The following is a 14,941-nucleotide window of genomic DNA, read 5'->3' on the forward strand; positions in this document are numbered from 1 at the left end:
ATGGACGCATCCCCATCACGGACGCGATATGGTCGCGGCTATATCGCGCGCAGGCTAGTCGTGGTACTCGCCGCGGTCCCACTTCTCGATGAACTCATCGAAGAAGTGCGGGCCGGCTTGCGCCTAGGGGTCGGCCTTGTTCACGGCGTCGATCTTGGCCACGAGGGCGTCGCGCTCGAGGGTCGGCTCGTACTCGGCCTCGAGGAACGCGAGCATGATGTCGGCCATGAGGAACTCGCCGCAGATCTTGCCGCCGAACCCGACCACGTTGGCGTTGAGCACGCGACGGAGCCAGGCACCCCAGCCCTTCATCTCCTGAAGCTCATCAAAAAACAGATAGATGCCCTGGCTGTTCTCTTCATCCGGATACAGATACCGGAATGTCTCGAGAACTCGGTCTCCTGTTTCAGGAGTAACCGGAGACAGACGGTCATCTTCGAAATCGAAGTAGCAGATGCGCTCCTTTGGAACGCCGCTCGCAACCAAGGCATCCATTTCTTGGAAAAGCCGATATGACTTTCCACTTCCGCGCATACCGGTGATGACCTTTACTAAATTCCCGCTCGGGGAGGCAGGATTCCACCTAGGGAAAGACGTCGCGGAACAATCGGTCGAAATAGATCGAGATCGAATTCCAAAAGTATGCTTGCTATGGTCTCATCCATGGCAGGCTCCACACGGTGCCAAATTGGTAACTTTGTCTTTCCACTTTACAATCATATTGGCAAGATAAAGTTGCCATTTAGTGAGTAGCCTCTAGTACTCGGCCAGACGATCCTTGAACTGGTCGAGGAGCTTCTGGTTGAACTCGGGGCCACCGTCCACGTTGGCGCTCATGTACAGAGGCGGTTGCACCCCGCGCTCGAGCAGGATGTCGAGCGACTCCATGACCGCGCAGTCTAGAAGCAGGCAGCCGGTGTAGAGCGAGGTGCCGCCCACCTTGGTGGCGATGCCCTCTACGTCGAGCGCCGCGTCGCCGAACGAGCTCTTGTTGTCGAGCACCACGTCCGCGCACTCGAAGAGACGCTTGCCGGTCTTGCTGCGTGAAGTTCCCGCTGCGGAGACCTCGACAGCGGTGACCGCGATCACCTTGATGCCCGCCTCCCGCGCGTGCAGGGCAAGCTCGACCGGCAGGGGATTGCGGCCAGAGTTGGAGATGAGCACCAGGCAGTCCTCGGGCCGGACGTCGAGCTTCAGCCAGAATTGATCGCCCACGCCGTCGAGCATCTCGTAGATGCCGAGCGCGGGCTCTCGGACGATCTTCGTCTGGATGTAGCCGCCCGCGCGGCCGCAGATCTCGAGCGCATTGGCATGGCTATGGCCCGAGCCGAACGCGCGGATGATGCCTCCGCGCTCGATGGTGTCCGCCATGATGAGGCCGGCCTCATGAATCTTCTCGTCCTGTCCCTCGGTCACCTCGTTCAGACGGCGGATGATCTCTGCCTTGAAGCGCTCAGCGATCTTGTTCATGTTCTCCCTTTCATGCCCTTCATAAGAATGCGGGACCCGGACGCTCCGGGCCCCGCGTGCTAGCGTTGGTTCTTTGCGCAGACGGACATGATGAGAGATGCCGCCGTGCACCGGACCCAGCCGATACAGCCATGCGCCGCCATGTGCGAGCGAGCCGCTGGACCCGCCCAACTGGCGATGCGCGACCCTATGCGACGAGCTTGCCGCCCACGTAGGTGGCCGCGAGCGTCATGTCGGCATTGAAGATGGTGAGGTCGGCGGCGCGGCCCGGCTTGATGAAGCCGCAGGCGCCATCGATGCGCGCCGAGCGAGCCGGAACCTCCGTCGCCATGCGGATCGCTTGGTCCGTAGTGACGATCTGCCAGTCGACCATGTTCTTCACGCCCTCGGCGAGCGTGAGCACGGAACCGGCGATGCCGCCCGTCGTGCCGTCCTCGTTCAGGAGGTAGCACAGACCGCCCTTCATGACGACCGGCAAGCCGCCGGACATATACTCGCCCTCGGGCATGCCGCCGCAACCGAGGCAATCCGTGATGAGGACGGTGTGCTGCCAGCCCTTGGCATCGACGAGTGCCTTCACGGCTTCGGGCACCACGTGCCGTCCGTCGCAGATGATCTCGGCGTACGTCCCGTTGGTGGTCATAGCGGCGCCCACGCAGCCCGGATCGCGGTGGTGAAGCGCGCTCTGACCGTTGTAGGTATGGACGAAGCAGGTCGCGCCCGCGTTGACCGCGGCGAGCGCCTCGTGGTAGCTGGCGGCGGAATGACCGATGCAGGTGGTCACACCCATCTCGTCGAGGGCGGCGCAGTACGCCTCCGCGCCTGCGTGCTCGGCAGCGAGCGCGCTCTTTACGATGCGACCGCCCGCGGCCTCCTGCCAGCGCTTAAAGACCTCGATCGAGGGCTCGATGAGGTACTTCGGGTTCTGGGCGCCCACCTTCTTCAGTGAGAAGAACGGACCCTCGAGATAGATGCCCCCTATGCGAGCACCCATGAAATCGTCCCCGCGTGCCTCGTCAGCCGCCGCAATGGCCGCACAGGACGCTTCGATCTCGTCAACCGCCTCGGTGAACGTCGTCGGCAGCCACGTCGTGGTTCCCGCCTGCGCCAGCGCGATGCTCGAATCGTCGATGCTCGCCGGATCGCGGTCCGTCGTGGCGTGGTTATGGAAGCCATGGATGTGCGTATCCACAAGACCGGGGCCCACCGTCGCACCGGGATACGCAACGATCTCGCATTCGGGACGCTCCGCGGTCCAAGTGCCAAAGGCGCCGTCCTGGATCTGGAGGTAGCCGCCCTGCGCCGTCGCGCCCGGAAGCACGAACCGGTCAGCGGAGATAGCGAAGGTTGCCATACGGCATCGCCCCTTTTAAGCCTCAAACGGATGGATGATGACGCCCTTGACCACACGGTTCACGGTACCGGTGGGGCTCGGGGTATCGGGCGTGTTGCCCACACGGACCGAGTTCAGCAGCGAGACAACCTGCGCGACCATGACGAAGGGCAGGGCGAGGTAGGCCTCGGGCAGCGCGGGCCTGCCAGCGAAGGTGAAGGACTCGCCGCAGAACAGCTCGCCTGCATCCTGCTGGACGGCGATGGTCTTCTGGGCGATCTCGTCGCCGGCAATCTCGTTCAGGATATCGAGATCGTATTGGCGGGTGTACGCATCGTTGTTCACGAAGACGAAGGCGAGCGTCTTGTCATCAACGAAGCTCTTGGGTCCATGGCGATAGCCCATGCAGCTATCCCACGACGTGGCAACCAGGCCGTGAGCAAGCTCGAGAATCTTGAGCTGAGCTTCCTGAGCGAGACCCACATACGCGCCAGAGCCCAGATAGGTGACGCGGTTGAAATCGCCCGCGAGGTACGCAGCGATCTCGCTCTCGCGCTCGACGACCTCGCGGCCCATCGCGGCAGCCTGCTCGACCCAGCCGCGCTTCTCTTCATCGGACGCCGGATCGAAGATGAGGGTGGAGAGCAGCGCCATGCAGCTGTAGCTGCCGGTCATCGCGAAGCCCTTGTCGTTCGCGCGCGGGATGAGCAGCGTCAGCGCATCGGGGTCGTCGGCGCTCTCGACGGCAAGGCGACCTTCGGGCGCGCAGGTGATGTTCAGGAACTTGATGTCGTTCACATAGGCGCGGGCGACCTCGACGGCAGCGAGGCTCTCGGGGCTGTTGCCTGAACGCGCGAACGAGACGAGGATCGTGGGATCCTCGGGACGAAGGAAGTCCCGCGGGGCGGAGACGATGTCCGTCGTCGCGATGGGCTTGAAGTCGTAGGCGCCCGTATCGCCAACATGGCGCAGGTAGGGCGCTACGGTGTCGCCGACGTAGTCGGACGTGCCGGCACCAGTGAAGATCACCGAGACGCGGCCATCTGCCATGGCCTTCGCGGACGCCAAGAACGCCTCGATGGCCTCCTTGTTATCGGTATAGATCTGGAAGGTGTCCTCCCAGAGATCGGGTTGCTGGAGGATCTCGCCGGTGGTGATATCGGCACCGAGCGCCTTGAGCTCCTCGATATCCTTCTCGAACATTGTCATCCTTTCTAGATGCTCACCGATCGCATGCGGACCGCGCTTCTCGCTGCCGCCCCTCGTGCCGGGATGCCCCGACCCTAATCGGTGCGGTGGTGGAACACCTTGTATTTGAACTGGTCGGCACGGGCAACTGAGAGCGTGTACTCCACGATCTCGTTGCTCACGTTGTAGGTTGTCCTCACGAGGTCGAGTACGGGAGCGCCCTCGGCAATCCCCAGGAGATGGGCATCGCCGGGTCGCGCGATGCTCGCGAAGAATTCCTCTTCTGCGACCTTGATCGTCTCGTGGTAGTCCTGCTCGATGATCTCGTAGAGCGGTTTGCTATCGAGAAGCGGTCGCTTCAAGGTGAGGAATTTGCGCATGGGCAGGTAGGTGCGCTCCACCATCATGGGGACATCGTCTGCGATGCGCAGGCGCTTGAGCTTGAACACCTTGTCGCCAACGCGCGCGCCCATGTGCTCGGCGATGTTGCGGTCGGCGACGAGCTCCCTGAACTCTAGTATGGTGGTGCGTGGGTTGCGCCCCATCGCGTTCATCTGGTCGGTGAAGCTGTACTGCTGCGAAAGGTTGGTGCTGCGTACGGAGCGGTCGGTGACGAACGTGCCGCGGCCGTGCTTCCTTACCACGAGTCCGAGCTGCTCGAGCTCTTGCAGCGCCAAGCGCACCGTGGTGCGAGAGAGCCCGTAGCGGCTGGAGAGCTCGCGCTCGGAGGGCAACAGGTCCCCAGGGCTGCACTCGTGCTCGATCTTCTCGGACAGGATATCGACAAGCTGGTCATACAGGGGCTGCCTGCGCAAAAACCCTGACATGCGGCCCCTCCTTCCTTTGCCCCGCGTACGCGGGGACCCTATCTAACATCCCATCCAAACTGAATCGAAAGCGTTGTGCACGTCGACGTTTCCGCACGCGGACCGAGGCGAGCTACATCTCGTCGTCCTCGTCATCCCCGACGGGCTCGAGCTTCTTGTGGCAGACAGCGGCCTGGCCGACCGTCACGGCCTGCTCGACCATCTCCGCAAGAGAGGCGGTCGAGAAATCGCGGGTCATGATGAGCTCGATGAGCATCGGCAGGTTGGTGCCGGCGATGACCTCGACGTCAGCGACATCCTGGGAGATGAGCATGGACTGGTTGAACGGGGTGCCACCGAGCAGGTCGGTGAACACGATCACGCCATCGGTCTCGGCACGCATGGCGGTGATGGCGGCACGGAGATCGTCGCCGAACGTGGCGGCCTGCGAGCCCTCGAAGGGCACCGCTTGGAAGGCCTTCTGCTGGCCAGCGACCATATCGACCGCGCTCTTGAGCCCCAGGGAGAAGTCCCCGTGTCCGGTGATGATGAAACCGATCATCTTAGTCCCCTTTCTTATCGTTTCTCCGATGGGCGGGGGCGCCCACCTTAACTGACCTTACGCCCGCGTTGCGACAGGTACGGCTCCTAGACGCGATGCGGTCACGAAGCGCTGGGAGATGCCGGTCCACCGGCATCGAGCTCCTTCATGAGCTCGACATAGCGACGGGCCGCCTTGCCATCGCCTGCGTTCTCATACTGCTTCGAGAGGAGGAAGTAGAGCTTCGCCTTGAGCGGCTTGTCCGCCTTGGCGAGCATCTGCTCCATCTTCTCGATGTAGTCGTGTCGTTTGCCGAAGACGATATCGTACGTGAGCTGGCAATCCTGGATGACCTGCTTCTCGCAGCGCTGCTTGACCTCGACCAGAAGCTCTTTGGCGCGAGTCTTATCCTCGATGGTGGCGAAGTAGTTGAACGCCATCACCACGAGCGCCGCCTGACGCTTCTTGGAATTGCGCATGCGGAGCATGATCTCGATCATGCGCGTGGCCATCTCCTCCTCGCCGCGGGCCTCGTGGACCATGAAGCGCAGGTAATACTGCTTGAAGGTGGTCATGAGCACGCGGGCGGGAAGCTTGTTGAGATAATCGAAGCACTCATCGTACAGGCCTGCGGAATAGAGCGCCTCGATCTTCATCTCGAGATAGCGCCTCAAGCCCTCGCTCAGGAGGAAGTAGACGACAAGGACGATGATGAAGACGAGAACCTCGGGTGCCACGTTACAACCTTTCAGACGACGAACGCTTTAGCGACATTGTAGGGAAAACGGGTACGCACCTCAGGGAGAATGTGGCATGGCTTTCGCCTTTGCCGTGAGGATGCGCACCCGTTTCACACGGATCTACGTGCTATGGCAACGATGCGGCGCCCGCGCCTTGAGCTCAGGCGCCGCATTGGAGGGAAACCCTTCGAGCCTTAGCCCTTCATGGCCAGGCCAAGGGCGCCGAGGACGATGCCAATGACCAGCACGATGAAGATTGCCTTGGTCGAGGTCATGCCCTTGCGGCCAAGGAGCCAGTACACGAAGCCGACGAGGGCAGCGGGCACGAGCTTGGGGCAGATCTGGTTCAGGATGTCCTGAACGTTCATGGTCACGCCACCGATGTTCGGCACGATGTTGAGCACGACGCCCACGTTCGTGGAGATGAGCGCGCCCACCATGAAGACGCCCATGACGGTCGCGGCATCGGTGATGGCGTTGAGCTGATCGCTCATCGTGGTGACGAGCTTCATGCCCTGATCGTAGGCGACATAGGTCTGCTTGCAGCGGAACCAGTCGACCACGATGTTGACGGCGATCCAGATGAAGATGCCGATGGGGTTGCCCTGCATGGCCATGTTGGCAGCGAGTGCGCCGAAGATGGTCGGAAGCAGCGAACCGAAGATCGAGTCGCCGATGGAGGCAAGCGGGCCCATGAGACCGGTCTTAAGGGACGCGACGGTCTCCATGCCCTCGAGACCCTCGGTCTCCTCGATGGCCAGGTCGACACCGGTGATGATGGTGTTCAGGAAGTTCGAGGTGTTGAAGAACGGCGAGCACTGGGTGCGGCAGGCGGTCTTCAGGGCCTCGGTGTTGTCCCCGTAGATCTTGCGAAGCTGGGGCAGGATAATCCAGAGGTAACCGGAGTGCTGCATGCGCTCGTAGTTCCAACCGGCCTGGAAGCCGATAAGGTTACGACGGTTGATCTGCTGGAAGTCAGCCTTAGTGAGCTTGTAGCCAGTGGTATTAGAGCTCATCTTCGTCATCTCCCTCCGCGCCAGCAGAGACAGCCGCAACGGGGGCGTTCTGATGCTGCTGATAGTAGATGTAAGCCAGAGCGAAGCCGATGAGGGCGATCGTCAGCATGGACAGGCCCTTGTAGGAGCCACCGACAAGCGCGGTTCCCTCGGGGAGGGTAACGGCGCCACCCAGGATCGCGACGTCGCCGGCAACGGTAACGATGCTGGAGAACGCGGTGCCGAGCAGGGCGGCGATCACGAAGCCGAGGATCAGGTAGGCGATGTGCTTCTTGACGGGCAGGTAACGCAGCAGGATGGCGAAGCCGACCGCGGGCAGCATGCCGCCAGCGAGGGTCAGGCCGTCGCCGAGCCACTTGAGGTCGCCGTCAAGTGCAACGGTGATGGCTTCTACCAGCGGCTGACCGAAAGCCAGAGCCAAGAAGACCGGGAGCATACGGCTGAGGCACCAAGAGACGGCACCCATCCAGTAATGGAAGTTGTACGCGCTCCAGTTCATCTTCTCAATATCGGCATCGCACGCATGGCCCCAGAAGGTGTTGGCCATACGGCCGGCGATGTCGGTGTAGACCAAGATGGCAGCCACGGGCACACCAATGACGGAAAGAGCAACCTGCCAATCCATATTGGCGCTTACCGCAAATGCCGTGGCGATGAGGGTGCCGGAGTTAGCGTCGATGCGGGACGCGCCACCGAAGGTGCCGACACCGAGAATTGCCATCTGCATGCTACCGCCGATCAGAAGACCCGTAGCCAGGTCACCCATGATAAGGCCCGTGATGAAGCCGGAGAACACGGCGGAGCCGGCGCTGGAGTACCAGTGCAGCTCGTCCATGATCTGGAATCCAGCGTAGATCGTGAGCAGAATGATCTGCCACCACTGAATCATGGTTTTCCTCCTTCTAACTAAAACCTCGAAACGTAACGTTCCTTAAGCTATGCGAAGCCGCGCATCTCCCCTCACGGCAAGGCATCAAAGAAAAGATGGTTAGAGCTTGAACTCGACCGGGTTGTCCTGCGGGGTGAGCTGGATGACCATGGGGATCCCCATGTTCGCGAGCTCGGCCAGGGCGTCTACGTCGTCCTGCCCGCAGTTGATGTTGCGGTTGTAGCTCTTGACGATGTCCATGCTGGTGATGTTGCCGAGGATGATCTGGTCGAACTTGACGCCAGCCTGGGCGAGCTTCAGATAGGTCTCGGGCTTCTTCACCACGATGAACAGACGCTGGGCGTCGTACTTGCCGGCGAGGATGTTCTCGGCGGCCTTGGCAACGGGAAGCACCGAAAGCTTGCAGGAAGCGGGCGTGGCCATGCGGAGGACCTGCTTCTGGGTGGCGTCCTCGGAGATCTGGTCGTCCACCACCATGAAGCGGCTCACCTGGCGAGCGTTGGCCCAGAGGTTGCCGACCTGGCCGTGGATGAGACGGAAGTCAATACGTGCACCTACGATCATGTCACTCAACTCCTTCTTGATCTAGATGACGAATGAGGGGCTCGGAGCGCAGGGAGATCGTGCCCTCGTACACGCCCTCGGTTTCGAACAGAACGAGCTCGTTCGTGCCGGCGTGGGTGAACCCGTGGGGAACGTAGAGCGTCATGATGGGACCAACTTCCCAGAAGCGCCCGACGTTCACCCCGTTCACGAACGCGCAGCCCTTGCCGAAGCCCGTGGTGTCGATAAAGGTGTCTGCGGGCTCATCGAGGTTGAACTCGAAGCGATGGAAGGCGGGCTGGCCCTCCACGAACCCGGCGGAGTAGTCGATGCCGGAAATATCGGTGAGCGGCAGGCAGCGCTGCTCCCATCCGGTGATGAAGTGCAGATCGACGCAAACGCCCGTGCGGATGCCCTTGTGCTGCGTGTCGGCCAAAAGCTTGTGGCCATAGCCCACGCGGCCCATGTTCTCCATGAGAATGTCCAGGCGGTTCTGCTCGGCGGGAAGAACGCACTTGATGTCCTCGCCGATATGCTCCTGGTACTGGGTGGCAACGCAGGTACCCTCCACGTAGACCTTGGCGCGGTCGCGGCCGTCGATCACGCGGATGCGCTCCTCGGCGTCCGGCGCGGTGTCGCGCTCGATCGTGGTGGTGTAGAGGGTGTAGCCATAGCTCTGACCCAGGTCCTCCATGGGCTGCGGATGCTGCGAGCAAACGGGCTCGGACAGCGCATCGAGCACGTTGAAGAGGCCCACGCGCTCCTTGCACGCGATGTCCTCGATGGCAACGGCCTTCTTGATGAGCGGTTCGGCCTGCCACGCGTCCGGATACAGCTCGTGGACCATGCGCTTAAGGCCGTACCACTTGTCGGTGGGGTTGCCCTCCTCGTTGAGCGGCGCATCGTAGTCGTATGAAGTGACCTGGTGGATGTCGTGCGTATGGCGTGCGGAGCAGGCGTTCATGAACCCGAAGTTCGTGCCGCCGTGGAACATGTAGAGGTTCACGCCGTCACCGATCTCCAGGCACTCGCGCACGCAGTCGACGAGGTCCTGGGCGTCGCGGCGAATCACGTTCTCGCCCCAGCGGTTGAACCAGCCATCCCAGAACTCCATGCACATGAGGGGCCAGTTCTTGCCATGCTCCTCGTGGAAGGCCTTGAGGGCGGCGAGGTTCTCGGCGGAACGCGAGCCGAAGTTCCCGGTGGCGAGCACGTCGTCCTCGACGAGCGTGCCGGCGCGCAGGCACCCGCGCCACGGGCCGTCGGAGGTGCAGAGCGGCACGTCCACGCCGCGCTCGACCATGAGGTCGCGGATGGCGCGCAGGTAGTCCTTATCCTCGCAGTACGAGCCGTACTCGTTCTCGATCTGCATCATGATGATGTTGCCGCCGTGCGTGATCTGGCGCTCCACCAAGATGGGCATGAGATGGTCGTAGTAGTTTGCCACGCGCTCGAGGAACTTGGGATCGCGCGAGCGCGGGCGCATGGTGTGGTCGCGCATGAGCCACGCCGGCAGGCCACCCCACTCCCACTCGCCGCAGATATAGGGCGAGGGGCGAGCGATGAACCAAAGGCCGAGCGAGGCCGCTTCGTCGATGAAGGCGGCGATGTCGTTGAATCCCGTGAAATCGAACGCGCCAGGTTCGGGCTCGATGGTATTCCACGTGAAATACGCCTCAACCGTGTTGAAGCCCATGGCCTTGAGATTGTAGAGGGAATGATGCCAATCCGAGGGGTGCACGCGAGACGGATGGATGGCACCCGAGAGAATCGTGAACGGCTCACCATCGAGCAAGAACGTATCACGTACCTCGAACGTATGCATGGTCCTCCTGACGACGCTCCCCGCCCCTCGCCCGGTATGCGACCGGGCATCGGAGAGAGCTAGATATCTCACGATGAGCCAGTATACACGTTCTCGTCATAAATATTGATAGATTGTGAAGAAACCTGTGAACGGTCTGTTTTGCGATGCGAACGGTAGTTTACGTTTCCGCAGTTAAACGTTAGGTATTAAGACATCATAAGACAAGAGTGAGTCATTTAGAGATGTCTAACTGGTAGTAACCACTCAACCACTCACGTCCTGCGATCGTCACAAAGCTGTAAGTACACGCGGCGCATTACCCCAGCGGACGTGCGCGGTTGCTCGTTGTCGGCGGTCGCGAGGCGCCCGCGTGCCTCGGAATCCCAAGAGGAGAGAATCCCGCGCCGCTCATCCCCCTACGCCTGCCGCGCGCCCTTCTCCCCCCGCCGTCTCGGCGCTACCGCGCTCATCCTCGCTATGAAGTGCGTTATCCTACTCCAATAACTGTCGGGAGAAGATCGGGGCGGATCGCGCCGCCTCGGGGTGGGAGGCGCATACCATGGTCGAATCGCAGCCGTTTGGACGCTACTTCCGGCCAGATACCTCCCCCACCGATGAGGACGGCAGCGAAGCGATCCTCTACACGATGCGCAACGATAGCCTCGTGGTGCGCATCATGGACCTCGGAGCAACCATCGTGGGTATCGAGGCACCCGATCGAGATGGCAACCCAACAGACGTGCTCCTCGGTTTCGACAGCGCGTCATCCTATTTCCCAACCGCTCAGGGCGCCTACTTCGGCATGACCATAGGGCCGAGCGCAAATCGCGTCGCAGGCGGCCGCGTGCCCATCGGCGATACCGTCTTTTGGCTCCCGCCCAACGAGGGGCCGAACAACCTCCATACCGACCCGCTTCTTGGTCTCCACGCGCGCCGATGGGACGCAGAGGTCGATCCTCATGCCGATGCCATCACGTTCGCAATCGCCCGGGACGAGGACCTCGGAGAGTTCTGCTGGCACGATGCGGACGGCAAGCTAAGGCGGGGCGGCCTTCCCGGCAACCGCGTCTTTCGCGTGCGCTATGAGCTCGAGGGCGCGTGCCTGCGCGTGAGCATGAGCGCCGACACCGATGCGCCGACGTTCATCAACCTCACGAACCATAGCTACTTCAACCTCGCGGGCGAGGGCTCGGGCACGGTGCTCGACCAGGAGATCCAGATCTTCGCCGAGCGATTCGTCGCGATCGACGACGCCTCGCTTCCCGACGGGGAGCTCCGCCCGGTAGCGGGCACGCCCTTCGACTTCCGCTCTATGAAGCCCATCGGCCGCGACATCGCATGCGACGACGACCAGATCGCGCATGGCGGCGGCTATGACCACTGCTTCTGCATCGACGGCTACGACGAGGCGGGTCTCGGTGCGCCACGGCGCGCCGTGAGGGCGGTCGACCCGGCAAGCGGACGCGGCATGGAGCTTTGGACGACGCTTCCCGGCGTGCAGCTCTACACCGGCAACTTCCTCCCCGCCTGCGACGGCGTGGATGCGCCGCAAGGCAAAGCCGGCCACGCGTACGGTGCACGCAGCGGGTTCGCCTTGGAACCGGAGTACTACCCCGACACACCCTCCCATCCCGGGTTCCCCAGCGCCATCTTCAAGCCCGAGCACCCGTACCGGGCGGTGAGCGAGTATCGCTTCTTCACGGTATGAACCGCATGCGCCCCAAACGGCGCATCGAGGAAAGGATGAGAACATGCCCGCATCGGAAAAAACCCTGGAAGATCTGTTTAGAGACCGGTTCGGCGGCGGTCGCGACCTGCTTGAGGCAACCGTCCCCGCCCGTTCCGAGATCGCCGGCAATCACACCGACCACGAGGGCGGAGACGTGATCGGCGGGGCGCTCGATGTCCAGGTGCATGCCGTCTGCGCGCTCAACGGCACCAACACGGTGCGCATCGAGAGCCTAGGCTACCAGCCCTTCAAGATTGACCTCGGCAAACTCGCCCCGCAAGAGAGCGAGCGCGAATCGACCGCTTCGCTCGCCCGCGGCATGGCGAGCGAGCTCGTGGCGACCGGCCGCGAACCGCTTGGATTCGACCTCCTGATGGAGAGCTCCATTCCCAGCGGCAGCGGGCTTTCCTCGTCAGCAGCCGTCGAGCTCGCTTTCGGCCGCGCGATGGAGGGGCTCTGGGAGGGTGAGCCCCTCGACGCCGTGACGCTCGCCAAGATGGCGCAGCGCACGGAGAACAACTTCTTCGGCAAGCCCTGCGGCCTGCTCGACCAGCTCGCCGAGGCGCTCGGCGGCCTCGCCCACATGAGCTTTACCAACCCGGAGACTCCCGCCACCGAGAAGCTCGCCCTCGACTTCGAGGATTACGGCTACGCCCTCGTACTCGTAAACGTAGGCAGCGACCACAGCGCGCTCACCAACGAGTACGCTGCCGTACCGAACGAGATGAAGCAGGTTGCCGCCGCCTTTGGCAAAGAGCGCCTGTGCGAAGTCGATCCTGCCGCCTTCGACGAGCGCGTAAACGAGCTGCGTCGCGACCTCGGCGACCGCCCGATGCTCCGCGCCCTGCACTATTGGTATGAGAACGACCTCGTTGCCCAGCGCTGGGAGGCGCTCAAGGGCGGCGACATCGACGCCTTCCTCGCGCTCACCCGCGCGAGCGGCGCGAGCTCGGCCATGTACCTGCAGAACGTCTCCGTGGGCGGTGCGCCCGAGCAGCCCGCCATGGTGGCGCTCGGCCTTGCCCAGCGCCTGCTCGAGGGAACCGGCGCCTGCCGCATCCACGGAGGCGGCTTCGGCGGCAGCATCCAGGCCTTCGTGCCCGTAGAGCGCGTCGAGCGCTTCATTGCCGGCATGGACGGCTGGCTCGGCAAGGGCGCGTCCCGTCATTACCGCATCGTGAGTGAGGGAGCTGGATACCAATGGCTGTAGAGACCGATACCCGCACCGCGCCCGCCCTCGTGGAGGACGTCGAGGCGCTCGTGCGCTATGCCGTGGCGAGCGGCATGCTCGCCCCCGAGGACGAAACCTGGGCGTATAACGCCGTTCTGGAATGCGTGGGCACCACCGGCCCCGGTGCGCCGCATGCCGCCGAACTGCTCGCCGACCAGTATGCCATCGCCCCCACGCGCGACCTGGGCGTGGACGAGAGCGTGACCATGTTCGAGCTGCCCGATTGCGAGGGCTTCGACCTCGAGGCCACGATCGAGCGCGTAGCCGCCGCCGGCGTGGCCGCTGGCCGCGACGAGGACACCCCGTCGGGCCGCGACCGCATCGCCACACGCGTGATGGACATCCTCATGCCGCGCCCGTCCGAGGTGAGCAACATGTTCGCCGAACTCTACGACGAGGAAGGCCCTGAGGCCGCGACCGACTGGTTCTACCGCCTGTGCTGCGACGCGCGCTACGTGCGCACCGCCGCCATCGCCAAGAACATCGCCTGGACCTCCCCCACCTCCTGGGGCGATCTGGAGATCACCATCAACCTCTCCAAGCCGGAGAAGGACCCCAAGGCCATCGCGGCGGCCGGTGCCGCCCCCGCTACGGGCGACGTCTACCCCGCCTGCCAGCTCTGCATGGAAAACGAGGGCTACCGCGGCCGCGGGGCGGGCGAAGCGCATGGGAGCCATCCGGCTCGCCAGAACCTGCGCATCGTGCCCGTCACGCTCGGCGATGAGCACTGGGGCCTGCAGTACAGCCCGTACGCGTACTTCAACGAGCACTGCATCGCCATGAGCGCCGAGCATCGCCTGATGCACGTCGACCGCGAGAACATGGGGCGCCTGCTGGACTTCGTCGACCTGTTCCCGCACTACTTCGTGGGCTCCAACGCCGACCTGCCCATCGTGGGCGGCTCGATCCTCTCGCACGATCACTTCCAGGGCGGGCGCCACGTCTTCCCCATGATGAAGGCGCCGGTCGAGGATGCGTTCGAGCTTGCCGGGTACCCCGGGGTGAGCTGCGGGGTGCTGCGCTGGCCGCTGAGCGTGCTCAAGCTCACGGGCACCGGTCGCGAGCAGCTGCTCGACGCCGCCGCGCACGTGCTCGACGTATGGCGCGGCTGGACCGACGAGGCCGTGGGCGTCATCGCCGAGAGCGACGGCGAGGCGCACAACACCATCACGCCCGTCGCGTGCCGCGAGGGCGACGGCTACGTGCTCTACCTTGCGCTGCGCTGCAACATCGCCACCGAGGAGCATCCGCTCGGCGTGTTCCACCCGCATGCGGAATGGCACCACATCAAGAAGGAAAACATCGGCCTCATCGAGGTCATGGGCCTGGCCATCCTCCCGCCGCGCCTGGTGGAGGAGCTCGGCGCCGTGGAGCGCATGCTCGTCGAGCATGCCGGCGAGCCGGAGGCGCTTGCCGCCGCGCTCGATGCCGACCCGCTGACCGCCTCGCATGCCGCATGGGCGCGCAGGCTCGCCGCGACGCACCCCGAGGTCTCCGCGGAGAACGTCGAGGAGATCGTGCGCGGGGGCGTGAGCGACGTGTTCGGCCACGTGCTCGAGGACGCCGGCGTGTACAAGTGGGATGCCGCGGGCCGCGCCGGCCTCAAGCGCTTCATCGACGCGCTCTGAGCTCGCGATGAAACGCTAAC

The 14,941-nt window shown here is 63.3% G+C and carries 14 protein-coding genes; 3 read left to right on the plus strand and 11 right to left on the minus strand.

The annotated features are described in order from the left end of the window. Positions 1 to 123: 123 nt before the first annotated feature. The 11 genes from C1717_RS10950 to C1717_RS02010 all read right to left on the minus strand — a co-directional run bounded on the left by C1717_RS10950 (position 124) and on the right by C1717_RS02010 (position 10,351). Positions 124 to 633, minus strand: a complete 510-nt coding sequence (locus tag C1717_RS10950; RefSeq protein WP_425430936.1) for an AAA family ATPase — start codon at positions 631 to 633, stop codon at positions 124 to 126. Positions 634 to 756: 123 nt separating this feature from the next. Then, a complete protein-coding gene (locus C1717_RS01965; RefSeq protein ID WP_102371566.1) occupies positions 757 to 1,470 on the minus strand; it encodes an SIS domain-containing protein in 714 nt (237 codons plus the stop codon). A gap of 187 nt (positions 1,471 to 1,657) precedes the next feature. Further along, positions 1,658 to 2,824 (minus strand): N-acetylglucosamine-6-phosphate deacetylase, encoded by a 1,167-nt coding sequence (nagA, locus tag C1717_RS01970; protein ID WP_102371567.1) that lies wholly within the window; start codon positions 2,822 to 2,824, stop codon positions 1,658 to 1,660. Positions 2,825 to 2,839: 15 nt separating this feature from the next. Continuing rightward, positions 2,840 to 4,006, minus strand: coding sequence for an SIS domain-containing protein (locus tag C1717_RS01975; RefSeq protein WP_102371568.1), 1,167 nt, complete (start codon positions 4,004 to 4,006; stop codon positions 2,840 to 2,842). Positions 4,007 to 4,086: 80 nt separating this feature from the next. Next, a complete protein-coding gene (locus C1717_RS01980) occupies positions 4,087 to 4,818 on the minus strand; it encodes a GntR family transcriptional regulator (protein WP_102371569.1) in 732 nt (243 codons plus the stop codon). A gap of 112 nt (positions 4,819 to 4,930) precedes the next feature. Next, entirely contained in the window at positions 4,931 to 5,359 is a 429-nt protein-coding gene (locus C1717_RS01985; protein WP_102371570.1) for a PTS sugar transporter subunit IIA, read from the minus strand. A 101-nt stretch (positions 5,360 to 5,460) separates the two neighbouring features. Then, a complete protein-coding gene (locus C1717_RS01990; protein ID WP_102371571.1) occupies positions 5,461 to 6,075 on the minus strand; it encodes a hypothetical protein in 615 nt (204 codons plus the stop codon). Between the two features lie 197 nt (positions 6,076 to 6,272). Next, positions 6,273 to 7,103, minus strand: a complete 831-nt coding sequence (locus tag C1717_RS01995; RefSeq protein WP_102371572.1) for a PTS system mannose/fructose/sorbose family transporter subunit IID — start codon at positions 7,101 to 7,103, stop codon at positions 6,273 to 6,275. Then, entirely contained in the window at positions 7,084 to 7,983 is a 900-nt protein-coding gene (locus C1717_RS02000; RefSeq protein ID WP_102371573.1) for a PTS mannose/fructose/sorbose/N-acetylgalactosamine transporter subunit IIC, read from the minus strand. The genes C1717_RS01995 and C1717_RS02000 overlap by 20 nt, the downstream gene beginning before the upstream one ends. Before the next feature lie 99 nt (positions 7,984 to 8,082). Next, the gene (locus C1717_RS02005; protein WP_102371574.1) at positions 8,083 to 8,547 is read right to left on the minus strand and encodes a PTS sugar transporter subunit IIB; all 465 of its coding nucleotides are present in this window, start codon (positions 8,545 to 8,547) and stop codon (positions 8,083 to 8,085) included. Between the two features lies 1 nt (position 8,548). Beyond that, positions 8,549 to 10,351, minus strand: a complete 1,803-nt coding sequence (locus tag C1717_RS02010; protein WP_102371575.1) for a glycoside hydrolase family 35 protein — start codon at positions 10,349 to 10,351, stop codon at positions 8,549 to 8,551. Positions 10,352 to 10,892: 541 nt separating this feature from the next. Between C1717_RS02010 and C1717_RS02015 the strand changes: the two genes are divergently transcribed. The 3 genes from C1717_RS02015 to C1717_RS02025 are packed head-to-tail and all read left to right on the plus strand — an operon-like array spanning position 10,893 to position 14,921. Then, positions 10,893 to 12,041, plus strand: a complete 1,149-nt coding sequence (locus C1717_RS02015; RefSeq protein ID WP_102371576.1) for an aldose epimerase family protein — start codon at positions 10,893 to 10,895, stop codon at positions 12,039 to 12,041. A gap of 43 nt (positions 12,042 to 12,084) precedes the next feature. Continuing rightward, positions 12,085 to 13,272: a galactokinase gene (locus C1717_RS02020; protein ID WP_102371577.1), complete on the plus strand. Its 1,188-nt coding sequence runs from the start codon at positions 12,085 to 12,087 to the stop codon at positions 13,270 to 13,272. Continuing rightward, positions 13,263 to 14,921 (plus strand): UDP-glucose--hexose-1-phosphate uridylyltransferase, encoded by a 1,659-nt coding sequence (locus C1717_RS02025; RefSeq protein ID WP_102371578.1) that lies wholly within the window; start codon positions 13,263 to 13,265, stop codon positions 14,919 to 14,921. Before C1717_RS02020 ends, C1717_RS02025 begins: the two co-directional genes overlap by 10 nt. The last annotated feature ends 20 nt before the right edge of the window (positions 14,922 to 14,941 follow it).

The organism is Enorma phocaeensis, from assembly GCF_900186505.1.
Lineage (GTDB): Bacteria > Actinomycetota > Coriobacteriia > Coriobacteriales > Coriobacteriaceae > Enorma > Enorma phocaeensis.